Genomic DNA, 23,475 nt, shown 5'->3' with positions numbered 1-23,475 from the left:
ACTGATAAGCTGGCTCTAACTTTTTCCGAATCGATACCAAGCGTATCAAAGCTAATTAAGAGAATAGGTGAACAAATGGGTCACGCTGAAAGCAAATTCCAACCTGCAAATATTGCCGTTCTAACGGTATCTGACACTCGTACTGAAGAAAACGATACCTCTGGTCGTTACCTTGCTGAACATGCTCAAGAAGCGGGTCACAACGTAGTAGACAAGCAAATTGTTATTGATGACATGTACAAGATCCGCGCGATTGTTTCTCAATGGATTGCTGATGAAAGCGTACAAGCGATCATGATTACTGGCGGTACAGGTTTCACCTCACGTGATAGCACGCCAGAAGCACTTAAGCCTCTATTTGATAAAGAAGTTGAAGGTTTTGGTGAGTTGTTCCGTATGGTGTCGTACGAAGAGATCGGTACGTCTACGATTCAGTCTCGTGCGATTGCTGGTTTTGCTAACCACACCGTGATCTTCGCAATGCCAGGTTCAACTGGTGCGTGCCGCACAGGCTGGACAAAAATTATTAAACAGCAGTTGGATGCAAGTCATCGCCCTTGTAACTTCATGCCACACCTATCTGTATAACCTTTCCTAAAAGCGAAGGAAAAACAATGACCCAATTTACACATATCAATGCTTCTGGCGAAGCAAACATGGTTGACGTGTCAGCAAAAACGGAGACGGTTCGTGAAGCTCGTGCTGAAGCATTTGTTCACATGGCCCCAGAAACACTTCAACTGATTGTCTCTGGCCAGCACCATAAAGGTGATGTATTTGCGACGGCTCGTATTGCTGGTATTCAAGCTGCGAAGAAAACCTGGGATTTGATTCCACTTTGTCATCCGCTACTACTCTCTAAAGTTGAAGTTCAACTGGAAGCTATCGAAACAGAAAACAAAGTTCGCATCGAATCAGTATGTAAACTTGCGGGTAAAACTGGTGTGGAAATGGAAGCGCTCACGGCAGCTTCCGTTGCTGCTCTAACGATTTACGATATGTGTAAAGCAGTACAAAAAGACATTGTCATTGGTCAAGTTCGTCTAGTAGAGAAAACGGGTGGTAAATCTGGTCACTTTAAGGTGGAATCATGATTAAAGTACTTTTCTTTGCTCAAACTCGCGAGCTGATTGGCATCGACAGTGTCGAGTTAGACGGGCCGTTTGAAACGGTTGAATCAATTCGTGCACATCTAGTGGAAGAAGGCACTAAGAAAGATGGCAAGTGGGATTTAGCGCTTGAGCCAGGAAAGCTACTTGCTGCAGTGAACCAATCCATCGTCCCTCTGGATACACAAGTAAAAGCAGGTGACGAAGTTGCGTTTTTCCCGCCGGTAACTGGGGGTTAAGATGGATTCTCGTGTTTCTGTACAAATTGAAGACTTTTCGGTTGAGCAAGAATATCAACGTCTATCTGAAGGGACGGCTGCCGGCGCTGTCGTTACATTCGTTGGTAAAGTTCGAGATATGAACCTTGGGGATAATGTCATTGGTTTACATCTAGAGCACTATCCGGGGATGACAGAGAAGAGCTTGAGCGACATTTGCGATCAAGCTGAGTCTCGCTGGCCACTATTAGGTGTACGCGTGATTCATCGTGTCGGAGACATGGATAGCGGTGATCAAATTGTATTTGTGGGCGTTTCCAGTGCGCACCGCGGCGCGGCATTTGATGCGTGCGAGTTCATCATGGATTATCTGAAAACCCAAGCACCATTTTGGAAAAAAGAGCGTACGACGAATGAAGATCGTTGGATTGAGTCGCGCGACACCGATCATCAAGCTGCACAGCGTTGGGAAAAATAGAACTAACCCGCATTCTAGTGAAAAAAGCTAAGTGCTAATGGTACTTAGCTTTTTTTGTATTTATCTTCATTGTATTGCTCACTTTGTTTCAATATTTCCTATCTTTTGTCTGGTGATATTCTTCACAATAAAAGTTTTTTGCCCAATATATAAACAATTATTTGTTAGACTTGATTTGTCATAAATGTTAAATGATGTGTAAATATCTAGCATAAGATGCTAGTAAATGGTTTAAACTCAGATTAATCGAAAGTTTCGCCTGTTAAATGTCGCTTCTGGTCTTTATTTGGCTGGTGAATGCTTTGGGGTTGGAGTTTACTGCTAGATATGTGTGGTTTAGTCAGCATTATTGGTTTTTTTGCTACATTTTTATGGCAAATTACTTCAATGATTGCTAATGTGTGCCGCAGTCTTTGTAAGGTTTTAGACTTTTGTGCTCAGAAAGTGCACTAAAAAAATCTAAAACTCTGACCGTTCCAGGCCCTTACAAAGAAGTCATGGATGCTAACGAAAAAATTTGGAGTTTTACGCATGTATAAGAATAAAATCACGCGCGCTTTATTTATTGGTGCTGGTCTTTCTCTCGCTCTAGCTGGTTGTGGTGAAAAGCCTGCGGAGAAACAAGCTGCTGAGCCTGCTCCGGCTCCAGCCCCTGAAGCTAAATCTGATTCTAAAGAGCCAAAACTTGCTGCTGTTCAAGAATTGGTGCGTGGTAACGGTACAGAAGTTGCGACAATAGACCCTCATAAATCTCAAGGTGTTCCAGAATCCCACGTGATTCGCGATCTTCTTGAAGGCCTTGTAAACCAAGATGCGGACGGTAACACTATCCCTGGTGTTGCAGAATCTTGGGAAACTGAAGACAACAAAACATACACTTTCCACTTACGTGAAGACGCAAAATGGTCAAACGGTGATCCTGTCACTGCAGGTGATTTTGTTTACAGCTTCCAACGCGCAGTCGATCCAGCAACCGCCTCTCCATATGCTTGGTACATGGAATACACCAAGATGAAGAACGCAAAAGACATTGTTGCGGGTAAAAAAGATAAGAGCGAGTTAGGTGTTAAAGCGGTTGACGATCACACGTTAGTGGTTGAGTTAGATACTGCAGTACCATATTTTGTAATGATGATGGGCCACACGACAGTGAAACCTGTTCATCAAGCAACTGTTGAAAAGTTCGGCGATCAATGGACGAAGCCAGAGAACTTTGTAGGTAACGGTGCTTATGTTGTTGACAACTGGGTTGTAAACGAGCGTTTGGTTCTAAAACGTAACGAACAGTACTGGGACAACGAAAACACGACGCTTGACCAAGTTACTTTCCTACCAATCGAGAACCAAGTAGCGGAAATGAACCGCTTCCTAGCGGGTGAAATCGACTTCACGAACGAGCTGCCTACAGAGCACTTCAAGCGTCTGAAGAAAGAGCACCCACAAGAAGTGTCTGTAACCGGTAACTTATGTACTTACTACTACATCTTCAATACGAAGAAAAAGCCGTTTGATGATGTTCGTGTGCGTAAAGCGATTTCTTATGCGATTGACCGTAACATTGTGACCGATGCGATTTTAGGTCAAGGTCAAAAGCCAGCTTACTTCCTAACACCTGAAATTACGGCAGGTTTCAACCCAGAAATTCCTGCATACGGCAAAATGACGCAAGAAGAGCGTAACGCAGAAGCTGCGCGTCTATTGGAAGAAGCGGGTTACGGCGCAGACAACCCTCTTGAATTTAACCTTCTATACAATACATCAGAGAACCACAAGAAACTTGCGGTTGCACTGGGTTCAATGTGGAAGAAGACACTTGGTCTAGACGTTACGCTAGAAAACCAAGAGTGGAAAACTTACCTATCTACCAAAGATTCTGGCAACTTTGAGGTTGCTCGTGCAGGTTGGTGTGGCGACTACAACGAAGCTTCATCTTTCCTAACGCTGATGATGAGTAATAACACTACTGGTGGTATTCACTACGACAGCAAAGAGTACGATGCGATCATGAACAAAGCATTTGCTTCAACTTCTGACGAAGAGCGTCAAGCGCTTTACCTAGAAGCAGAGAAGTTGATGGCAAAAGATATGCCAATCGCACCTATCTACCAGTACGTGAAATCACGTCTACTATCACCGAAAGTTGGTGGCTTCCCAGTAAATAACGCGGAAGACAAGATTTACTCTAAAGATCTCTACATCACAGAGTAATTCGTAACTCGATAGAACTATAAAAATGAGGCCCTACATGTGAGAAATTGCATGTAGCGCCTATCTTTAGTCCAAAAGAATTGGACGACTTCTTTAATTTAACTGTCACAGACTGAAAGAGTGAGTTTATGCTTAAATTCATCGCAAAAAGGATATTTGAGGCGATCCCAACAATGTTGGTTTTGATCACCGTATCTTTCTTTCTTATGCGCTTTGCACCGGGAAACCCGTTCTCGACAGAGCGTCCATTGCCACCCGAAGTAATGGCAAATATCGAAGCTAAATATGGCTTGGATAAACCTGTATTTGAACAATACACCACGTATTTGACCAATGTTATCCAAGGTGATTTCGGACCGTCATTTAAATACCTTGATTACTCAGTAAACGAGCTGATCGCGGTTGCCTTACCTGTTTCGGCTAAAGTGGGCTTCATCGCCTTTATCTTTACTTTGATAATGGGGGTTACTGTCGGTACCATTGCTGCGCTCAAGCAAAATACTTGGATTGATTACACCATTATGTCGACTGCGATGCTTGGTGTGGTAATGCCATCCTTTGTATTAGCGCCTGCGCTTATTTACATATTCTCGCTTCACTGGAATATCTTCCCTGCGGGCGGTTGGCAAGATGGTAGCTGGCAGTATTTAGTGCTTCCTGTTATTGGTATGTCGCTACTGTATGTTGCTACCTTTGCTCGTATTACGCGTGGTTCGATGATCGAAACCCTAAACAGTAACTTTATTCGTACGGCACGTGCTAAAGGTTTAAGTTACCGTTATATCATTATCAAACACGCTCTTAAGCCGGCACTTCTCCCTGTTGTTTCTTACATGGGTCCAGCTTTCGTAGGTATCATCACCGGTTCCGTTGTTATCGAAACCATTTTTGGTCTGCCTGGTATTGGTAAACTATTCGTTAACGCTGCGTTTAACCGTGACTACTCGCTAGTAATGGGGGTAACCATTCTGATTGGTTTCCTATTCATTCTATTCAACGCGATTGTAGATATTTTACTTGCAATGATTGACCCGAAAATTCGCTACTAACAGGGACGTTTGGTTATGTTAACGAAAAAAGAAAACCTAGAAGCGATTGAGAAATTCTCCGAAAACTTGGAGATTGAAGGTCGCAGTCTTTGGCAAGATGCTCGTATCCGTTTCATGCGCAACAAAGCGGCGATGGTGAGCTTATTCCTTCTTGTTCTAATGACGTTGGCGGTTATTATCCTGCCAATGATCGCACCGTACACATTTGATGATACTGACTGGTACGCGATGCACGTTGCACCGAATGCTGACCATTGGTTTGGTACTGACAGCTTAGGCCGTGATTTATACGTGCGTACGCTAATTGGAGGTCGTATTTCGTTGATGGTAGGTGTTATGGGTGCATTTGTAGCGGTACTGATTGGTACGCTCTACGGCGCAGCATCTGGTTTCATCGGCGGTAAAGTTGACCGCGTAATGATGCGTATTCTAGAAATTTTATACGCGGTACCGTTTATGTTCCTGGTGATTGTACTGGTAACATTCTTCGGTCGTAACATCATGCTGATCTTCGTTGCGATTGGTGCTATCGCATGGCTAGATATGGCGCGTATCGTACGTGGTCAGACTCTTAGTCTACGTAGCAAGGAGTTTATCGAAGCGGCACATGTGTGTGGTGTAAGCAACTGGAAAATCATTACTCGTCATATCGTACCGAACGTACTGGGTATTGTAGCGGTATACTCTACGCTGCTTATCCCAAGTATGATTCTAACGGAATCATTCCTATCATTCCTTGGTCTTGGTGTTCAGGAACCAATGACAAGTTGGGGCGCTCTTCTACAAGAAGGTGCACAGACAATGGAAGTAGCAATCTGGCAGCTGGCATTCCCAGCAGTGTTCATGGTTGTGACGCTATTCTGCTTCAACTACGTTGGTGACGGCCTGCGCGATGCGCTGGATCCAAAAGACAGATAATTAAAAGATAAGATTAAGGAAGCAATGATGAGCTTATTAGATGTCAAAGATCTGCGCGTCGAATTCACCACGCAAGATGGTATCGTAACCGCAGTAAACGATTTGAACTTCTCTCTCAACCAAGGCGAAACCTTAGGTATCGTTGGAGAGTCGGGATCAGGTAAATCTCAAACCGTATTCGCAATCATGGGCCTTTTGGCTAAGAACGGTATTATTTCTGGTAGCGCAAAGTTTGAAGGCAAAGAAATCCTAAACTTACCAGAAAAAGAACTGAACAAAGTGCGTGCGGAACAGATCGCAATGATCTTCCAAGACCCAATGACATCACTGAACCCTTACATGAAAGTGAGTGATCAGTTGATGGAAGTGCTTATGCTGCACAAAGGCATGGGCAAAGCGGAAGCATTTGAAGAATCAGTACGCATGCTGGAAGCGGTAAAAATCCCTGAAGCGCGTAAGCGTATCACGATGTACCCGCATGAGTTTTCAGGCGGTATGCGTCAGCGTGTAATGATCGCGATGGCGTTGTTATGTCGTCCTAAACTGCTTATTGCCGATGAGCCAACAACAGCACTTGATGTGACGGTACAAGCACAGATCATGGACTTGTTGAATGAGCTGAAATCTGAGTTCAACACAGCGATCATCATGATCACGCACGACCTTGGTGTAGTTGCAGGTTCGTGTGACAAGGTGCTGGTGATGTATGCAGGCCGTACTATGGAGTACGGCAACGTAAACGAAATTTTCTACAATCCAAGCCATCCTTATGCGGAGGGGCTGCTGAAGGCGATTCCTCGCCTCGATACTGAGGGTGAAATTCTGCCGACCATTCCTGGTAATCCACCAAACTTGCTTCGTCTACCGCCGGGCTGCCCTTATCAAGAGCGCTGTCACCGTGTGATGGATCGTTGTAAGCGCGAGGCGCCAATTCTGACACCATTTGGTGATGGTCGTCAGCGTGCATGTTTTTCTGAATGGGAGGCTTGGAACAAATGAACGCAGTAGACAAAAAACTAATTCTGGACATTTCTGAGCTGAAAGTTCACTTCAGCATTGCCTCAAAGTCGGCATGGCCGTGGTCAAAGCCTTCGAGCCTGAAAGCGGTAGATGGCGTGAACGTTCGACTATACGAAGGGGAAACGCTTGGTGTAGTAGGTGAATCAGGTTGTGGTAAATCGACGTTTGCTCGTGCCATCATTGGTCTGGTTGAAGCTACTGACGGCCAAGTAGTTTGGTTGGGTCAAGACCTTACTAAAATGAAAAGCGTTCAGCGCCGTGAGACGCGTAAAGAAATTCAGATGATTTTCCAAGACCCATTGGCATCGCTGAATCCGCGTATGACTGTTGGTGATATCATTGCTGAACCTCTTGAGACATTCTATCCAGAACTGTCTAAGCAGGAAGTGAAAGATCGCGTTAAAGAGATGATGGCGAAAGTTGGCCTATTACCTAACGTGATTAACCGTTACCCACACGAGTTCTCGGGTGGTCAGTGTCAGCGTATCGGGATAGCGCGTGCGCTTATCCTTAAGCCTAAGATGATCATTTGTGACGAGCCAGTATCGGCGCTTGATGTATCTATTCAAGCTCAGGTGGTTAACCTACTTAAAGAGATTCAAAAAGAGTTAGGGCTTTCTCTGGTATTCATTGCGCATGACTTGTCTGTCGTTAAACACATTTCAGATCGCGTTTTAGTTATGTATTTAGGTAATGCCGTGGAACTTGGCGAGGCCGAGGCTCTGTTTGCTGATCCTAAGCACCCATATACGCGTGCGCTGATGTCTGCGGTTCCGATCCCGGACCCGGATATTGAGCGCAACAAGAAAATCCAAATGCTAGAGGGTGATCTTCCTTCACCTATCAACCCACCGTCGGGTTGTGTATTCCGCACTCGTTGCCCACAAGCAACCGAAGAGTGTGCGAAGACGAAGCCAACCATTTTAGGTAATGACGTTCACGCGGTATCTTGTTTACACGTTAGTGTATAAATTCAGCCTGTGACGGGCTTAAGCGCGACACCTTCATCGGGTCGCGCTTTTTTTATGTGTCTGATTTATACATTCGAATTTCTTGAACATGATGTCCTAAGTTCGATGATTCTCTGTTTGATAGGAAACGCTAATATAGACACAAACAGAACGAGAGGAGAGCAATCATGGGTAAGTTGGTTGAAGGTGTTTGGCAAGATGTCTGGTATGACACAAAATCAAATGGTGGCAAATTTGTGCGCGAAGATGCCGGATTCCGTAACTGGGTTAAAAGCGACCCTGATGCGGAGTTTACACCAGAGTCCGGTCGATACCATTTGTATGTCTCTCTTGCTTGTCCGTGGGCACATCGAACCCTCATTTTCCGCAAGCTGAAAGGTTTAGAACCACATATTGATGTCACGGTCGTTTGCCCTGATATGCTCAGCCAAGGTTGGCAAATGGGGCTTCCTGAGCCATTGTTTGGTCACACGCGCATGTATCAAATTTACACGCAGGCCAAACCCGATTACACGGGCCGCGTAACCGTGCCTGTACTTTGGGATAAAAAGACCAATACTATTGTGTCAAACGAGTCGTCAGAGATCATTCGCATGTTCAATTCGGAATTCAATGCGTTAACAGGGAATCACGACGACTACTATCCAGATCATCTAAAACACGTTATTGATGAGTGGAACGATTTTGTTTATCCGAATGTCAACAACGGAGTGTATCGTTGTGGCTTCGCGACTACACAAGAGGCGTATGAAGAAGCGTTTGATTCTTTGTTTAATGCGTTAGATAAAATCGATGCTCACTTAGCGACGCATCGTTACTTAGCAGGGAACACAATTACTGAGGCTGATTGGCGTTTGTTTACGACTCTTATTCGTTTTGATGCGGTGTATGTGGGGCATTTCAAGTGTAACAAGCAGCGCATCGCAGACTACGAAAATATACAAGGCTACTTAAAAGAGTTATATCAAGTCGAAGGCGTCGAAGAAACGACGGATTTCTATCACATTAAACGCCACTACTACTTCAGCCACACTGGGATTAATCCGACGCAAGTTGTACCCAAAGGGCCTGATTTAGACCTAAATACTCCTCATGGAAGAGAAAGTATTGGCTAGTTTGCTGCTTCCATCGCAAATGAAAAAGTACTTAACGGTTAGTAATGCCGTTAAGTACTTTTGTGTCATCTAAATACCTGGAGTAGGAAGTTTACTTTTTCATTCATCGCCACCTTACTTAGCGCGTACGATGTCCATCACTAGCTTTCCGTCCACTTTTACAGGACCGTCCTCTTTAGCGCCGAGCGTATACTCAAACACGCCAGTCTTCATGCCACCTTTCTCTCCGTGGACCATTAACATCAGCATATCGCCTGATTCTACTGGTTCCATCAAAATTGCATTTACGTTTTCATTCTTTCCCATTTTTAACGGAGCGTAGCCGATAACAGGACCAGGCTTCATTGATTCGTCTGTTCGGTGGACAACCATCCACCCATTGTCATCAGCATGAGCCATTTCAGCGGTCACCGTTCCTCCGGACATATCTTGATCGACGCCTTTAATACTCGGGGCGGAAAAGCTGAATGAAGAAAAACTAATCAGAAACGCAGCTAAACCAAACTTTATCAGTGATGTATTGATGAAATCCTTCATATATATTCCTTAGCAGTCAATGAGTTTTTGCATTGCAGTAGCTTTTACGTATTTCCTAGCAAAAAAGTTTAGCTAAAACGTAAATAATGTCGATAAATTGAACAGGACCGTGCTGCTTTGGAGCCAATGCATTTTTTGGGAGTGGGTCAATCGGTGTAAGAACAAGCACGAGCAATGTCGATTAGGTATGGGGGGCGATAGGGAGAAAAGCTTTGTGCACCAGTAATTATAGGTTGTGCAGTGATTGGTATAAAAAACAAATAAGTGTTCTGGCCAGCAATAGAAAAAGCCCTCGACGAATCGAGGGCTTTGTATCTATATCCAACTAGATGTCAGAAGCGATTATTTAGCTTCTTGGTCTGCTTGGATAGCTGTTAGAGCGATGGTGTACACGATGTCGTCTACTAGCGCGCCACGAGACAAGTCGTTTACAGGCTTACGCATACCTTGCAGCATTGGACCGATAGATACTAGGTCAGCTGAACGTTGTACCGCTTTGTAAGTTGTGTTACCCGTGTTTAGGTCTGGGAATACAAATACTGTCGCTTTACCTGCAACTGGAGAGTTTGGTGCTTTAGAAGCAGCAACGTTTTCCATAATAGCAGCGTCGTACTGTAGAGGGCCGTCAATGATAAGATCAGGACGTTTCTCTTGAGCCAGTTTTGTTGCTTCACGTACTTTATCAACGTCTGCACCCTTACCAGATTCACCTGTAGAGTAAGAGATCATTGCAACGCGTGGTTCGATACCAAATGCTGCTGCAGAGTCAGCAGATTGGATAGCGATTTCAGCAAGCTGTTCAGCAGTTGGATCTGGGTTGATTGCACAGTCACCGTAAACCAGTACTTGATCAGGCAGAAGCATGAAGAATACTGAAGATACGATAGACGCATTTGGTGCCGTCTTGATGATTTGGAACGGAGGAACGATAGTGTTCGCCGTAGTGTGAACAGCACCAGAAACTAGGCCGTCAACTTCGTCGTTCTCAAGCATCATTGTGCCTAGGAATACTGAATCTTGTAGCTTCTCACGAGCCACAACTTCAGTCATGCCTTTAGCACCGCGCAACTCAACTAGGCGAGCAACGTAGTTTTCACGAACAGCATCTGCATCAATGATAGTTACACCAGTACCTAGCTCAACGCCTTGTTGAGCCGCTACGCGACGGATTTCATCTGGGTTACCTAGAAGTACACAGTCTGCAATGCCGCGTTCAGCACAGATTGCCGCTGCTTTAACTGTGCGTGGTTCGTCACCTTCTGGAAGAACGATACGCTTACCTGCTTTACGAGCAAGTTCAGTTAGCTGGTAACGGAACGCTGGTGGGCTTAGACGACGAGACTTCTGAGTGCCTTCAGTCATAGACTCGATCCAGTTACCGTCGATGTGGCCAGCAACGTGTTCGTTGATGAACTCGATACGCTCTTTATCGTCTGCAGGTACTTCGATGCTGAAGCTCTGTAGGTTTAGAGACGTTTGCCAAGTGTTACCTTGTGCTTTGAAGATAGGTAGACCAGTGTCGAATGCTGGTTTACATAGGCCTTCGATTTCGCTAGGGATATCGTAACCGCCAGTTAGCAGTACTGCACCAATATCCACACCGTTCATTGCAGCAAGAGAAGCAGCAACGATAACATCAGGACGGTCTGCAGAAGTAACAAGTAGAGAGCCCGGTTTGAAGTGCTCAATCATGTTTGGCAGAGAACGTGCACAGAAAGTGATGCTCTTGATGCGACGAGTGTTGATGTCACCTTCGTTGATGATATCTGCTTTCAGGTGCTTAGCCATGTCGATTGCACGAGTCGCAATCAGATCAATGCTCCATGGCACACAACCTAGTACACGAATTGGAGAAGTGTTAAAAATTTCCATCACTTTCAATTCGTTTTGTTTCGCGCTGTCTGCATCGTCAAAGATTTCAGATAGGTCAGGGCGAGTACGGCCAGCTTCGTCAACAGGAGCGTTTAGCTTGTTGATGATAACACCAGAGATGTTTTTGTTTTTAGTGCCGCCGAAGTTAGAACATGCTACTTCGATACGCTCTTTCAGTTGCGCAGGGTTATCAGTACCTGGAGTCGCAACTAGCACGATTTCTGCACCAAGTGTTGCCGCGATTTCCGCGTTTACTTGGTTTGCAAATGGGTGCTTACGAGTAGGTACAAGACCTTCGATTAGCGTAACGTCTGCGTCTTTGTTGATTTGGTTGTAACGTTCAACAACGGTTTCTAGCAGCTCGTCCATGTTGTCGTTACCGATTAGGCTTTCAGCAACAGACATCGCCATTGGTTCACCGATCTTCATATCGCTGTTACGACCAACGATAGTTGAAGTCAGATCTGGCTGATCACCACCTGAACGTGGCTGACAGATTGGCTTATAGAAAGAAACTTTAACGCCTTTACGCTCCATAGCGCGAAGAACACCCATGCTAACGCTTGTTAGGCCAACGCCTGCGCTAGTAGGGATAAGCATAATAGTACGAGACATTCGTAGAGTACCTTTAGCTATTTGGGGGATAAAAGCTCAACTCTTATTCCATGAAGCTCGAAGAATAGGAGTTGAGCCCCTAAGAAATTCGTTTGAATGAAAATCTGGCTAGCCGAGTGGCTAGCCAGGAATTCAATTAAAGACCTGTCAGGCGAGCAGTGTCTTCAGCGATGACTAGCTCTTCGTTAGTAGAGATAACCATTGCAGGGATACGGCTGTTTTCAGTCGTGATAACGCCTTCGCCGCCGAAGCGAGCTTTAAGGTTAGCTTCGCTATCTACTTCGATACCGAAGATGCCAAGACGGTTTAGAACCATTTCACGGATAGGGCCAGAGTTCTCGCCGATACCGCCAGTGAAAGTGATTGCGTCTAGACGGCCTTCCATTGAAGCAGTGTAGCCCGCAACGTATTTAGCTAGACGGTGGCAGAACACGTCCATTGCGCGTGTTGCTTCTTCTTTTTGACCGTAGTTGTCTTCAACGAAACGACAGTCAGAAGTCACTTCAGTTAGACCTTGAAGACCAGACTCTTTAGTTAGCATCGTGTTGATTTGATCAACAGAGTAACCTAGAGCGTCGTGTAGGTGGAAGACGATAGCAGGGTCGATGTCGCCACAGCGAGTACCCATTACCAGACCTTCAAGTGGAGTAAGACCCATAGAAGTGTCTACAGATTGACCGTTCTTGATCGCACATACAGATGCGCCGTTACCTAGGTGACAGTTGATGATGTTTACTTCTTCAACTGGTTTGTTTAGTAGGCCTGCAACTTCACGAGTGATGAACAAGTGAGAAGTACCGTGCATGCCGTAACGACGGATACCGTGTTCTTTGTATAGGTTGTATGGAAGAGCGTATAGGTAAGACTCTTCAGGCATAGTTTGGTGGAACGCAGTGTCAAATACAGCAACGTTTTTCAGCTCTGGGAAGTTTTTCTTAGCCGCTTCGATACCGATGATGTGAGCAGGGTTATGAAGAGGTGCAAATGTTGCAGCGTCTTGAATACCTTTTAGAACTTCATCAGTAATTAGTGCAGATTGAGTGAACTGCTCGCCGCCGTGAACGATACGGTGACCGATTGCGCCTAGGTTAGCTTTAAGCTCTGGCTTAGAAGCAAGAATAGTTTCTACCATAAACGCTAGTGCTTCTTCGTGAGCTGCACCATTGCCTAGTTGAGCTTCGTGCTTGCCATCAAGTTTCCACTTGATGCGAGCTTCAGGAAGGTGAAGACACTCAGCAAGACCTGACAAGTGCTCGTCGCCGTTCTCGGCATCAACAACGGCAAATTTAAGAGAAGAACTACCGCAGTTTAAAACTAAAACTAGCTTAGACATGTATGACTACCTGTTATTCGTCTGATAAAAAAATCAGTTAAAGAATGAAAAATTAATCACAAGAATAGCCGATACCCAGAAGGCTGCGCACTAATCCTGGTCAAAAATTGTTCTAATTCCATATAAAGAAATAGTGATGAACCCTTCCATCACTATGATGCGATCCGTGCAGATAGATATCTCGGAGTTGCTTAAATTGTAAATAACAGCAACAATGAGATTGAGGGTCTGCAAAGGATAGCGATAATAAGCAATGATAACAAAAAAAATTTGAAAGAATATTAACTTTCATCAATTTTTTGTACCTTCAGTTGAAATGTTCAACTATTTTTTAGTGAGAGAGCGGTATGAGTAATAAAGTCGGATTGATCCATAGCCTGAAAGATGGCCAGAATTACATGGAGATCTGGCCAGTTCGTAAAGAGCTAAGCGCCATATTTCCGGAACAGCGTATCATTAAGGCGACTCGCTTTGGCATTAAAGTCATGCCGGCCGTTGCTGCGATCAGCGTACTCACTCAAATGGCATTCAACAATTACCACGCGTTACCTCAATCCATTGTTGTTGCCTTGTTTGCGATTAGCTTGCCACTTCAAGGCATTTGGTGGCTTGGTGCTCGATCCAACACGAAATTGCCGCCTTCTTTGGCCTCTTGGTATCGGGAGTTGCATCAAAAAATTGTGGAAACAGGTTTTGCATTAGAGCCTGTCAAAGCTCGCCCTCGTTACAAAGAGCTTGCGATAATACTGAACCGAGCGTTTCGCCAGCTCGATAAATCGTCATTAGAGCGTTGGTTCTAATTTAAATTGTTTGAAATGGAGTGTGCACTGGCCGCTCCATTTTTGATCCTGCCTCTATTACCTACTTTGACGGTCGTTGATGAAGCGAGCGAAGCTTTGTTTACCAAAGATTCTTTCCGGATGAAGAAGTCCCCCCGATCACAAATGTTGCTTTAGTGTTAAATCTTTCTTTTCTTTACTAAGACTTAGTAGTAATAATAAAAACAAGATGCGCAAGAAGTGCACAGTTATATGAACACAACAATACCGCCTTCAAACATTTGAATTCACGAGTCGATACACATATTGAAAGCTCGTGAAACAAGGACGAAGTCACATCAAGGAGTTATGATGAAAACGAAACGTTTATTAGCCACTGCCGTTCTATCAGCTACTGCTATTTTCTCTTCTACCAATGTACTGGCCGCCACTGCAACTGTCGCAGTTTCACAGATTGTCGAACACCCGGCGTTAGACGCGACGCGCCAAGGATTGCTTGATGGTTTGAAAGCGAAAGGCTACGAAGAAGGCAAAAATCTAGAATTTGATTATAAGACCGCACAGGGTAATCCAGCGATTGCGGTGCAAATTGCCCGTCAGTACGTCGGTGAAAATCCTGATGTGTTAGTTGGCATCGCGACACCTTCGGCACAAGCTTTGGTGTCGGCTACTCGCTCTATTCCTGTTGTCTTTACTGCGGTAACAGATCCGGTTGGTGCGAAATTGGTTAAGTCGATGGAACAACCAGGCAAAAACGTAACTGGCCTGTCTGATCTTTCACCCGTTGCTCAGCATGTCGATCTCATCCAAGAAATTCTTCCTCAGGTGAAAAGCATCGGGGTTGTATTTAATCCCGGTGAAGCTAATGCCGTGACTTTAGTTGAATTATTAAAAGAAAGCGCAAAAGCAAAAGGCATACAAGTGGTTGAAGCGACCGCACTAAAAAGTGCTGATGTTCAGTCTGCGACTCAAGCGATTGCAGCGAAATCAGACATTCTTTACGCCCCAACAGACAATACAGTTGCAAGTGCGATTGAAGGGATGATTGTGGCAGCGAATCAAGCGAAGAAACCTGTATTTGGTGGCGCGACGTCGTATGTCGAAAAGGGTGCTATTGCAGGCTTAGGTTTTGACTACTACCAGGTTGGTGTACAAACCGCGGATTACGTGGCGGCGATTCTTGATGGTCAAGAACCAGGCAAGCTGGATGTAAAAGTCGCGACGGGCTCTGACCTTGTAATTAATGAAAGCGCAGCATCTAAGCTCGGTATCAAGCTGCCAAGTTCTGTGGTTGAACGTGCGACAAGCATGCAATAAGTAACGCTTTTTGGGGTTAAGCCTGTCACGTTGGTTGGTAGACGCTTGCCCCAAAATTGATACTCGCCGGATTTCTCGTGTAGAGCATTCTGCTAGAGAAGAAGGGGATTATACGTTAGAAGTCTTAAGTTCAGGTTGGTATTAGCCAGCCTGAGCATGCAGAAAGGAGCAGTTATGTCTGCATTTGCTTTTTTTGGTGCACTCGAAATTGGCTTGATTTATGGCCTAGTCGCTCTGGGTGTGTATCTTACGTTCCGTGTTCTCGATTTCCCCGATTTGAGTGTGGATGGCAGCTTTCCAATGGGAGCGGCGGTGGCTGCAACGGCGATTGTCGCAGGTATTAATCCTTGGCTTGCGACAATAATGGCGATGATAGCTGGTAGTATGACGGGGTGGGTAACCGCTTTTCTGGCTGTTCGGTGTGGTATTTTACACCTGTTAGCTTCCATTCTTACCATGATCGCTGCATTTTCAATTAATATTCGTATTATGGGCAAACCTAATATGGCGTTGCTTGGAGAGGATACGATTCTCACTCCGTTTGAAGCATTGGGCGATGCGATGTTTATTCGCCCTCTGGTTGTTGGGGTCTTAGTTCTTGTGTCCGCTTTCTTTGTCATTCGCCTGCTGAACAGCGACTTTGGTCTTGGTTTACGAGCCACGGGTGTGAATGCGCGTATGGTTTCTGCGCAAGGGGCGAGCACTGGCTTTTATACCTACTTTGGCTTGGCTTTATCCAACGGGTTTGTGGGATTCGCAGGCGCGTTGTTTGCACAAACGAACAGCTTTGCGGATGTGACCTCTGGCGTGGGCACCATTGTCGTTGGTTTGGCAGCTGTGATTTTGGGGCAGACCCTTATTCCCGGGCGCAAGATTTGGGTTGCGGTATTTGCGGTCATCATCGGTTCGGTACTTTATCGCCTTGCAGTGGCTTTCGCTTTGAGCTCTGGCATGTTTGGTTTACAAGCTTCAGACCTCAACCTGGTTACCGCAGTATTGGTGGCTGTGGCGCTTATTGCTCCAAAGCTAAAACAGAGCATGAGAGCGAAACAACGCGTTACTGATGCTAAACAAGCGGCATCAAAAAATGGTTCTGGGGAGGCATTATGATCGAACTAAATAATATTCAGGTCACGTTCAACCCTGGGACGATTTTGGAAAATCGTGCATTGAAAGGCGTCTCTTTAGAGGTTCCAGAGCATCAATTTCTTACCGTGATTGGTTCTAATGGCGCAGGAAAATCGACGTTGCTTGGTGCGGTGACAGGTGAGACGCCGATGATAGGTGGTCAGGTGATCATTGATGGCAAAGACGTCACCAAGCAGACGGTTGCCCAACGTGCGTCGCAATGCGCCCGAGTGTTTCAAGATCCATTGGCCGGGACTTGTGGTGAACTGACGATAGAAGAGAACATGGCTCTAGCGCACATGCGTGGTAAAAAACGCAGCTGGGGGTTGGCGCTCTCTACCAAACGTCGCAAGCTGTTCCAAGAGCGAATTAGCATCCTCGGTCTTGGTTTAGAAGACCGCTTGGGCGATAGCATTGGGTTGCTGTCTGGTGGACAACGACAAGCCGTTAGCCTTGTGATGGCGACGTTATCGGAGAGTAAGTTGTTGTTGCTTGATGAACACACGGCTGCGCTTGATCCTCGTATGGCGGCGTTTGTTATCGACTTAACTAAACGTATTGTCGATGAGTTCGATTTAACCGTGATGATGGTGACGCATTCGATGAAAGACGCATTAGCATGTGGCGATAGGACCGTAATGCTTCACCAAGGTGAAATTGTGCTTGATGTGGCTGGAGAGCAGCGCGCTAACATGCAAGTACCAGACTTGTTGGATATGTTCTCCAAAGTGCGTGGTGAAGAGCTGGCAGATGACAGTCTTTTGTTGAACTAAGCGGTATCCGACAAGTCACTACGCCTACTAAGTGTGATCCTCCTTGCGAAAATTGGCTGATATGTCAACTCGCAGGGAGGATTTCTTGTCTCTAATTCTTCAATAAAATAGTGGCATATCCGATGACGAGGAGTGCCCATAATGAACCTGCCATTTATTTTTCATAGTCAAACTATTGATGGTTTAGCTTTTAATGACGAGCAAGTTACAGTCAGGCTGAAAACCGAGACATTGGATTTTGATTCCGTCTATGTGCGTATTGAGCCGGACAATGAAGAATATCTGGTCGACATGGCTCAAATTGGAACAGCTGGGGAATTGTTACTATGGGAGGCATCGTTTCGACCAAATCGAGATCGAGATGTCACACATTATGTGTTTAAGATCCTCAAAGACGGACAACAATACTGGCTCGATGCACGGGGTGTGCAAAAGCGTATTCCACCCAAAGAGTTCCACTTTAAGTTGAATGTAAACCATCAACCACCAAGCTGGGTCCAAGAGCAAGTTTTCTATCAAATCTTTCCTGACCGTTTTTCTGCTAGTAAAAGTGAGTCTGATATTCGCCACGCTTATGCGCAGTATGATTCTGCATCGATTGTCAAGGCGTGGGGAGACGCGGTAGGCTCTCACCAAAATACCGGGGCGCGTGAATTCTTTGGCGGCGACCTCAAAGGTGTAGAACAAAAGTTGGACTATCTTGAACAGCTCGGCGTTACTGCGCTTTATTTCAACCCGATCTTTTCTTCACCAAGTAATCATAAATATGACACCACCGATTACTTCACTGTTGACCCTATGCTCGGCACCAACGATCAGTTTGCTGAACTGTGTGAGAAAATCCGTGGTAAGAATATGAAGATTGTCTTAGACGCGGTGTTTAACCACACGTCAGTGCATCATCCTTGGTTTGATATCCAACAAAAAGGAGAAGGAGCGTATGGCAATCCGCAGTCAAAGTTCCGTGATTACTACTTTTTCGAAGGTGAAACCAATCACTACATTGGTTGGAAAGGCATTGGTAACTTACCGGTTCTGAACTTTGAAAATGAACAGGTGCGCGACTACATCTACCAAAGTGAAGATTCTGTCATCAAGTATTGGCTGAAGCCACCGTACTTGGTTGATGGCTGGCGGTTTGATGTAATCCATATGCTTGGCGAAGGAGACGGCGCGAAAAACAATGCTCATTATGTGGCAGCGTTTCGTAATGCGACTAAGTCAGTAAACCCGAATGCTTATGTGTTAGGTGAGCACTTTTTTGAAGCAACGCAGTGGTTGCAAGGTGATCAAGAGGATGGGGCGATGAACTACTACGGTTTTGCTCATCCAGTTCGAGCTTTTATCGCGCAGCAAGATATTATGTATGAACCAATCAACATTGATGGTTTGGAGTTTAAAGCATGGTTGGACGAAGCCAGAGCAAAAATTCCATTTTCGAATCAGCTATCGCAGCTAAATCAACTCGATAGTCATGATACTGCTCGTTTTATCACACTGGTTGATGGTGATAAGCGTAAAATGAACATCGCGCTAGCAATGCTTATGACTTACGTTGGCACGCCTTGTATTTACTACGGGAGTGAAGTCGGTCTAGAAGGAGGTCTAGACCCAGATAATCGTCGCTGTTTTCCTTGGAATGAAATTGAAAGTTCACAATGGCTATCGCTTTACCAACAATGGATCAAGATACGTAAACAATGTAAGCCTTTACAGTCGGGCTGTATTCAATGGCTTCATTGCACTAACAACCTGTTGGCGTACGCACGTGTACTGGGTCGTGAAGCAGTCGTTGTAATGATTAATCTCAGTGGTAATGAATGTTCAATCGATTTACCTATGTGGCAACTGGGCTTGGAGGTTAGCCAAGTTGTATCGTTGTTAGATGACACAGAACAGGTTGATTATAAAGGTCATATCTCTGTCAATATGTCTGCACAGAGCTGCAAATTATGGCGACTAAAGTGACACCACACTCTATATTGATTAAACTCCTTTAATATATAAACGGTCTCAAACAGCGCGCACACATTTGTTTGGTCTCTTGTTATCTGGTGCTGCATTGCATGCGTCACCAGATAACGAGTATCAATTTAATAGCAGTCATAAGAGACTATTGACCTTTCATATGTATGGTACTCAATGGTAAACCAAAGGCGATTTAGCCTCTCATTTGTCATCTTTTTTCCTCTGGCGTTATTTGTAGTGGTTTTACTCGTGACAACGAAAAATTACTATGATGCGGTTAACCGCTATATCGATTCTGAGTATTCGCGTATCGAGCGTGCAATGTCTCGCGGTATTAAAGTACTCACGGCTTTAGATTACAGCTTCACCAACTATACCAATTACGCTAACCCACTGTTTGAAGAACATAATTCTTTAGTCAAAGAAGGGCTTTGTTATCTTTGGCCTATAGATGTGTTATTACTCGATAGTGTTTATAGTGAAGGGTTACCTGCGGTTGACCTTGATTATATGATCGTAGGGGACGAAAGCTTATGCCAGCAAGGTTCAACGATTAACCAGTTAGCTGAACAAAAGGCGGGTTTTGCGCCGTCCTTGTCATTTCTGCACGATATTGAATCGCACATTGTTGGAATCCATTACATTGACAAACGCGGTTACGTTATCTCCTCACCCGATACCTACGCAAAAAATTTCACGAGAGAACTTTTGTCAACGCTAAAAGCCCGACCTTTTTGGCAAAAAACCGCGCAAGATAAAGTGAACATTACCTTGGCTGGACCAGGGCCAGTGTTGGACTCGATGGAAGGTCAAGTCATTAGTATGACGGTACCCGTCTATGAGAAAGGAGAACACCAAGGTGTTTTGTCTATTGATTTTGACATCAATACGCTCATGGCTTCGTCGCTAGGTCTTGTTGGTCAGTTTCATTTGGTTTCCAATTTACACTCCATTCCTTCAAACAGTACACGAATCAAACCAGTCGAATTAGAGCGATTGAGTGCGAATCACAGCATGTACTACGAGTACAACCTTTGGGATGAAGCTAAGAACCTAGCGGTTTTTGAAAAATACAGCCTTATTGTCGCACTATTTATTTACGTGCTGAGTACCGTCGTCTTGTTCTATGTGAATATGCATAGCGAGCGACGTTACTTTAAAGAACTGGCAGCAAGAGACCCAATGACCAGTTTATTGAATCGTCGAGGTATGCAAACCGTGTGGCGTAATAAGATGACAAAAAAACAGGTTGCTTTAGCAGTGTTCGATATTGATAACTTCAAGAAGATCAACGACACCTATGGTCATGATGTCGGTGATTCTGCAATTCAGCTTGTTGCAAAATGTATACGTGAAAATATTCGCCATACCGATGTTGCCTCAAGGTTTGGTGGCGAAGAGTTCGTTTTAGCGATTTATGACGAAGATTCAGAGGGCATTAAACTCATTTTAGACAGAGTAAAAAAGGCCATAGATGAGCGCTCGACACGCGTAACGAAAGAAGGCTTTACGATCTCTGGCGGTGTGGTGTTTAGTAAAGAGAGCCGAGTAGAAAACTTTGATGAATTGTTTAAAGCGGCGGATGAAAAGTTATATCAAGCCAAAAGTACCGGCAAAAATAAGATCTGTTACTAGGATTTAGATACAAAAAAGGACGAGATATTCGTCCTTTTTTGTGTTCGGGAGTTATGCAACCTGAGAGTTTAAGTCATCGCGGTAGCGTTGAATATGCTCAACAATTGGTGCGGCTTTGTTGAACGTTCTGATTTCTCTAAATAGGTCTTTTGCTTCAGGATAAGCCTGACGTAAGTAAGAGAACCATTGTTTTACGCGGTTTGGGTAATACAAGCCTTTATCGCCTTTCATCTCAAACTTGGAGTAATAGATGAGCAACTCAACCACCTCGGGCCATGACATTGGCTGGTGGTTATGTTTTACCATATTGCCTAAGTTAGGGATATTGAAAGCGCCTCGGCACACCATCAAAGAGTTAACGCCAGTCGTTTCAATGCAACGTTGACCGTCTTCATAATTCCAAATTTCACCATTCGCTATCAGTGGGATATCGAAACGTTCACGAATTTGGTTGATGTAATCCCATTTTATCTCAGAAGCTTTATAACCACCTTGTTTAGTACGTGCGTGTACGGTCAATTCATTTGCGCCAGCAGACTGAATGGCATCGACAATTTCAAAGCAATCTTCAGGGTTCTCCCAGCCAAGACGAATTTTTGCAGTTACGGGAATGGCTTCTGGAACGGCTTCTCGACAAGCTTTAACAACACGGTGAATGAGCTCTGGATGTTGGAGTAGCGCTGCTCCACCTTTACTTTTGTTGACCATTTTGGCTGGGCAACCAAAGTTTATATCAATACCTCTGGCGCCAAGATTTGCCGCTTTAATTGCGTTCTCAGCCATCCAGTTTGGTTCTTGTCCCAACAATTGCACATGTACTGGCACACCAGATGCAGTCTGAGAACCTTGCAACAGCTCCGGGCATAAACGGTGAAATACATGATCGGGTAATAGCTGGTCGATTACGCGAACAAACTCCGTAACACACAGGTCATAGTCGTTTATCTCGGTCAGGATTTGGCGCATCAAATGATCTAAAACGCCTTCCATTGGGCCTAGTACAACTCGCATAGCTTGCCTAATACAGTTTGGTGGTAAAAAGGAGGGCGATTGTAGCGATGTAAGTTAAGTTTGTCATTAAAAGAGTCGAAGCGCCCAGTGCAGTCAAACACACAACGTTAGGTTACGTGCTTTTGAGCTCTGAGGTATAATGCCGCCAAATTTATGGGAAACCAGATGTCATGCAATACACATTGATTGAAAAAGGTGAAGTTCACGTCGATGAATCTTGCCTATTTATCGAAGGCGCAGTGTTAGCTGCGAATCTGACGACAAAACCACTCGCTCCTGAAAAGTGGTTAGAGCCGCTATTAGGTGAGGGATTCAAAGCGATTCAACCAGCTGTGGAAGAGCAAATTCACAAGCAGCATAACCGAATTCAACGAAACGAATATTCCGTGCTAGAGCTAACAGGCAAAGAACCTGAACAACTTGCTGATTTTGCCGAAGGCTTTATGTCTGTTTGGCCAATGATTGAAGAACAGTGGCAGGACGTTGAGCTCAATGATGGATTACAGCGTATGCTGCAAGCATTACTGACCACTTTGATGCTGGCTATCGATGAGCCAGCAACGCAGCAACAGATGCGCGACGCAGGTATTGAAACGCCACCGGCCCTGACAGATTTAGTCGACCAGCTTGATTTAATGGTCGGTGAAGTCGCGCTGGGCGCGGATGAGTTGATGGTAGGAAATAAAGCTCAAAGCCTAAACCCATTCAAAGGTATCGGGCGCAATGATCCCTGTCCTTGTGAGAGCGGAAAAAAATTCAAGCAGTGCTGTGGTCAATCACGCGGCTAAAGCGAATCGCCGCGCTATCCACTTAACAAAAAGCCGACCAGATGGTCGGCTTTTTGTTAATTTTTACGCGTCAGTAGGATTAACGAATTGGATTAACGCGTTTTGCAGGGAAGAATTGTGCAATTACAATTAATGCCAAAGCGATTAAATTGCCTGCAAAAATTACTACTAACCATTGTGGCATTGATAAATCAAGGAGCTGCCACACAACCTTAGAGCAATCACCATATGCTTCAAACATCCAAGGAACCCACTGATTGAGCGGAGCCCAGCTAGGGAATGTGACGAATAAATCGCAAGTCGCGAATGGTGATGGATTAAACTGGTAGTCAACGTGCTGCATTGCAAGTAACAAACCCTTGTAAGCACTTAATCCCCAGCCTATCAAACCTAGCCAGCGGAAAATTGGGTTCTTGGGTGCCAATATACCAACCATTGCAGCGACGCCCACTCCCATCATCGCGACTCTTTCATAAATACACATGACACATGGTGCAAGCATCATGACGTGCTGAAAATAGAGGGCACATGCTTCAAAGAAAACGACGAATAGCAGAAGCAGTAGCCACGATAAACGTCCCTTTGAAAACTGGTTAAGTGAATTTAAAATAGTCACGTTTTTGTTCCTGTCTG

At 44.9% G+C, this 23,475-nt stretch carries 22 protein-coding genes; 17 read left to right on the top strand and 5 right to left on the bottom strand.

What is annotated here, in order from left to right; genetic code table 11:
- Positions 1 to 75 precede the first annotated feature (75 nt).
- The 10 genes from moaB (at position 76) to R7P69_RS12380 (ending at position 9,086) form a co-directional block, all read left to right on the top strand.
- Entirely contained in the window at positions 76 to 588 is a 513-nt protein-coding gene (gene moaB / locus R7P69_RS12425) for a molybdenum cofactor biosynthesis protein B (protein WP_005388935.1), read from the top strand.
- 26 nt (positions 589 to 614) lie between these two features.
- Entirely contained in the window at positions 615 to 1,094 is a 480-nt protein-coding gene (gene moaC / locus R7P69_RS12420) for a cyclic pyranopterin monophosphate synthase MoaC (RefSeq protein ID WP_238952045.1), read from the top strand.
- On the top strand, positions 1,091 to 1,348 hold the full coding sequence (moaD, locus tag R7P69_RS12415; protein ID WP_005388938.1) for a molybdopterin synthase sulfur carrier subunit: 258 nt from the start codon (positions 1,091 to 1,093) through the stop codon (positions 1,346 to 1,348). The genes moaC and moaD overlap by 4 nt, the downstream gene beginning before the upstream one ends.
- A 1-nt stretch (position 1,349) precedes the next feature.
- Entirely contained in the window at positions 1,350 to 1,805 is a 456-nt protein-coding gene (gene moaE / locus R7P69_RS12410; protein ID WP_005380781.1) for a molybdopterin synthase catalytic subunit MoaE, read from the top strand.
- A 531-nt stretch (positions 1,806 to 2,336) separates the two neighbouring features.
- On the top strand, positions 2,337 to 4,013 hold the full coding sequence (locus R7P69_RS12405) for an ABC transporter substrate-binding protein (protein WP_017633862.1): 1,677 nt from the start codon (positions 2,337 to 2,339) through the stop codon (positions 4,011 to 4,013).
- Positions 4,014 to 4,141: 128 nt separating this feature from the next.
- Positions 4,142 to 5,062 carry an oligopeptide ABC transporter permease OppB gene (gene oppB / locus R7P69_RS12400; RefSeq protein ID WP_005380786.1) on the top strand — a complete coding sequence of 307 codons (921 nt, stop codon included), beginning with the start codon at positions 4,142 to 4,144 and terminating at the stop codon, positions 5,060 to 5,062.
- Between the two features lie 15 nt (positions 5,063 to 5,077).
- Complete coding sequence (gene oppC, locus R7P69_RS12395) at positions 5,078 to 5,980, top strand: oligopeptide ABC transporter permease OppC (protein WP_017633861.1); 903 nt, start codon at positions 5,078 to 5,080, stop codon at positions 5,978 to 5,980.
- A 27-nt stretch (positions 5,981 to 6,007) separates the two neighbouring features.
- Positions 6,008 to 6,979 (top strand): ABC transporter ATP-binding protein, encoded by a 972-nt coding sequence (locus R7P69_RS12390; protein WP_005380792.1) that lies wholly within the window; start codon positions 6,008 to 6,010, stop codon positions 6,977 to 6,979.
- Positions 6,958 to 7,971 carry a murein tripeptide/oligopeptide ABC transporter ATP binding protein OppF gene (gene oppF, locus R7P69_RS12385; RefSeq protein WP_005387265.1) on the top strand — a complete coding sequence of 338 codons (1,014 nt, stop codon included), beginning with the start codon at positions 6,958 to 6,960 and terminating at the stop codon, positions 7,969 to 7,971. Before R7P69_RS12390 ends, oppF begins: the two co-directional genes overlap by 22 nt.
- A 167-nt stretch (positions 7,972 to 8,138) precedes the next feature.
- Positions 8,139 to 9,086: a glutathione S-transferase family protein gene (locus R7P69_RS12380; protein WP_213905679.1), complete on the top strand. Its 948-nt coding sequence runs from the start codon at positions 8,139 to 8,141 to the stop codon at positions 9,084 to 9,086.
- A gap of 114 nt (positions 9,087 to 9,200) precedes the next feature.
- Here the strand turns inward: R7P69_RS12380 and R7P69_RS12375 are convergent, their stop codons facing one another.
- From R7P69_RS12375 to R7P69_RS12365, 3 genes are all read right to left on the bottom strand, one after another.
- A complete protein-coding gene (locus tag R7P69_RS12375) occupies positions 9,201 to 9,623 on the bottom strand; it encodes a hypothetical protein (RefSeq protein WP_005380804.1) in 423 nt (140 codons plus the stop codon).
- A 342-nt stretch (positions 9,624 to 9,965) separates the two neighbouring features.
- Complete coding sequence (pta, locus tag R7P69_RS12370; protein ID WP_005380805.1) at positions 9,966 to 12,110, bottom strand: phosphate acetyltransferase; 2,145 nt, start codon at positions 12,108 to 12,110, stop codon at positions 9,966 to 9,968.
- A 136-nt stretch (positions 12,111 to 12,246) separates the two neighbouring features.
- Entirely contained in the window at positions 12,247 to 13,443 is a 1,197-nt protein-coding gene (locus tag R7P69_RS12365; protein WP_005380807.1) for an acetate kinase, read from the bottom strand.
- A gap of 347 nt (positions 13,444 to 13,790) precedes the next feature.
- Between R7P69_RS12365 and yfbV the strand changes: the two genes are divergently transcribed.
- The 6 genes from yfbV to R7P69_RS12335 all read left to right on the top strand — a co-directional run bounded on the left by yfbV (position 13,791) and on the right by R7P69_RS12335 (position 21,043).
- Entirely contained in the window at positions 13,791 to 14,243 is a 453-nt protein-coding gene (gene yfbV, locus R7P69_RS12360) for a terminus macrodomain insulation protein YfbV (protein ID WP_005380809.1), read from the top strand.
- 330 nt (positions 14,244 to 14,573) lie between these two features.
- Positions 14,574 to 15,539 (top strand): ABC transporter substrate-binding protein, encoded by a 966-nt coding sequence (locus R7P69_RS12355; protein WP_017633858.1) that lies wholly within the window; start codon positions 14,574 to 14,576, stop codon positions 15,537 to 15,539.
- Positions 15,540 to 15,713: 174 nt separating this feature from the next.
- Positions 15,714 to 16,649, top strand: a complete 936-nt coding sequence (locus tag R7P69_RS12350; protein ID WP_318121601.1) for an ABC transporter permease — start codon at positions 15,714 to 15,716, stop codon at positions 16,647 to 16,649.
- Positions 16,646 to 17,440, top strand: a complete 795-nt coding sequence (locus R7P69_RS12345; protein ID WP_238952044.1) for an ABC transporter ATP-binding protein — start codon at positions 16,646 to 16,648, stop codon at positions 17,438 to 17,440. The genes R7P69_RS12350 and R7P69_RS12345 overlap by 4 nt, the downstream gene beginning before the upstream one ends.
- Before the next feature lie 141 nt (positions 17,441 to 17,581).
- On the top strand, positions 17,582 to 19,408 hold the full coding sequence (gene malZ / locus R7P69_RS12340; RefSeq protein WP_054576224.1) for a maltodextrin glucosidase: 1,827 nt from the start codon (positions 17,582 to 17,584) through the stop codon (positions 19,406 to 19,408).
- 174 nt (positions 19,409 to 19,582) lie between these two features.
- Entirely contained in the window at positions 19,583 to 21,043 is a 1,461-nt protein-coding gene (locus tag R7P69_RS12335) for a sensor domain-containing diguanylate cyclase (protein ID WP_238952043.1), read from the top strand.
- A 51-nt stretch (positions 21,044 to 21,094) separates the two neighbouring features.
- Here R7P69_RS12335 and dusC read toward each other — a convergent pair whose 3' ends face one another.
- Positions 21,095 to 22,054, bottom strand: a complete 960-nt coding sequence (gene dusC, locus R7P69_RS12330) for a tRNA dihydrouridine(16) synthase DusC (RefSeq protein WP_017633856.1) — start codon at positions 22,052 to 22,054, stop codon at positions 21,095 to 21,097.
- Between the two features lie 170 nt (positions 22,055 to 22,224).
- Between dusC and R7P69_RS12325 the strand changes: the two genes are divergently transcribed.
- Positions 22,225 to 22,842 (top strand): YecA family protein, encoded by a 618-nt coding sequence (locus R7P69_RS12325; protein ID WP_005380818.1) that lies wholly within the window; start codon positions 22,225 to 22,227, stop codon positions 22,840 to 22,842.
- Between the two features lie 79 nt (positions 22,843 to 22,921).
- Here R7P69_RS12325 and dsbB read toward each other — a convergent pair whose 3' ends face one another.
- Positions 22,922 to 23,458 (bottom strand): disulfide bond formation protein DsbB, encoded by a 537-nt coding sequence (gene dsbB, locus R7P69_RS12320; RefSeq protein ID WP_031779052.1) that lies wholly within the window; start codon positions 23,456 to 23,458, stop codon positions 22,922 to 22,924.
- Positions 23,459 to 23,475 lie beyond the last annotated feature (17 nt).

The sequence above is a fragment of the Vibrio sp. 661 genome (assembly GCF_033339315.1).
GTDB lineage: Bacteria > Pseudomonadota > Gammaproteobacteria > Enterobacterales > Vibrionaceae > Vibrio > Vibrio alginolyticus.
This window is presented reverse-complemented; position numbering and strand designations above follow the sequence as displayed.

What these genes read in the sequence shown, in the direction of transcription:
- moaB (WP_005388935.1), top strand. Translation starts at nt 76, where the DNA reads ATGGGTCACGCTGAAAGCAAATTCCAACCTGCAAATATTGCCGTTCTA.
- moaC (WP_238952045.1), top strand. Translation starts at nt 615, where the DNA reads ATGACCCAATTTACACATATCAATGCTTCTGGCGAAGCAAACATGGTT.
- moaD (WP_005388938.1), top strand. Translation starts at nt 1,091, where the DNA reads ATGATTAAAGTACTTTTCTTTGCTCAAACTCGCGAGCTGATTGGCATC.
- moaE (WP_005380781.1), top strand. Translation starts at nt 1,350, where the DNA reads ATGGATTCTCGTGTTTCTGTACAAATTGAAGACTTTTCGGTTGAGCAA.
- R7P69_RS12405 (WP_017633862.1), top strand. Translation starts at nt 2,337, where the DNA reads ATGTATAAGAATAAAATCACGCGCGCTTTATTTATTGGTGCTGGTCTT.
- oppB (WP_005380786.1), top strand. Translation starts at nt 4,142, where the DNA reads ATGCTTAAATTCATCGCAAAAAGGATATTTGAGGCGATCCCAACAATG.
- oppC (WP_017633861.1), top strand. Translation starts at nt 5,078, where the DNA reads ATGTTAACGAAAAAAGAAAACCTAGAAGCGATTGAGAAATTCTCCGAA.
- R7P69_RS12390 (WP_005380792.1), top strand. Translation starts at nt 6,008, where the DNA reads ATGAGCTTATTAGATGTCAAAGATCTGCGCGTCGAATTCACCACGCAA.
- oppF (WP_005387265.1), top strand. Translation starts at nt 6,958, where the DNA reads ATGGGAGGCTTGGAACAAATGAACGCAGTAGACAAAAAACTAATTCTG.
- R7P69_RS12380 (WP_213905679.1), top strand. Translation starts at nt 8,139, where the DNA reads ATGGGTAAGTTGGTTGAAGGTGTTTGGCAAGATGTCTGGTATGACACA.
- R7P69_RS12375 (WP_005380804.1), bottom strand. Translation starts at nt 9,623, where the DNA reads ATGAAGGATTTCATCAATACATCACTGATAAAGTTTGGTTTAGCTGCG.
- pta (WP_005380805.1), bottom strand. Translation starts at nt 12,110, where the DNA reads ATGTCTCGTACTATTATGCTTATCCCTACTAGCGCAGGCGTTGGCCTA.
- R7P69_RS12365 (WP_005380807.1), bottom strand. Translation starts at nt 13,443, where the DNA reads ATGTCTAAGCTAGTTTTAGTTTTAAACTGCGGTAGTTCTTCTCTTAAA.
- yfbV (WP_005380809.1), top strand. Translation starts at nt 13,791, where the DNA reads ATGAGTAATAAAGTCGGATTGATCCATAGCCTGAAAGATGGCCAGAAT.
- R7P69_RS12355 (WP_017633858.1), top strand. Translation starts at nt 14,574, where the DNA reads ATGAAAACGAAACGTTTATTAGCCACTGCCGTTCTATCAGCTACTGCT.
- R7P69_RS12350 (WP_318121601.1), top strand. Translation starts at nt 15,714, where the DNA reads ATGTCTGCATTTGCTTTTTTTGGTGCACTCGAAATTGGCTTGATTTAT.
- R7P69_RS12345 (WP_238952044.1), top strand. Translation starts at nt 16,646, where the DNA reads ATGATCGAACTAAATAATATTCAGGTCACGTTCAACCCTGGGACGATT.
- malZ (WP_054576224.1), top strand. Translation starts at nt 17,582, where the DNA reads ATGAACCTGCCATTTATTTTTCATAGTCAAACTATTGATGGTTTAGCT.
- R7P69_RS12335 (WP_238952043.1), top strand. Translation starts at nt 19,583, where the DNA reads ATGGTAAACCAAAGGCGATTTAGCCTCTCATTTGTCATCTTTTTTCCT.
- dusC (WP_017633856.1), bottom strand. Translation starts at nt 22,054, where the DNA reads ATGCGAGTTGTACTAGGCCCAATGGAAGGCGTTTTAGATCATTTGATG.
- R7P69_RS12325 (WP_005380818.1), top strand. Translation starts at nt 22,225, where the DNA reads ATGCAATACACATTGATTGAAAAAGGTGAAGTTCACGTCGATGAATCT.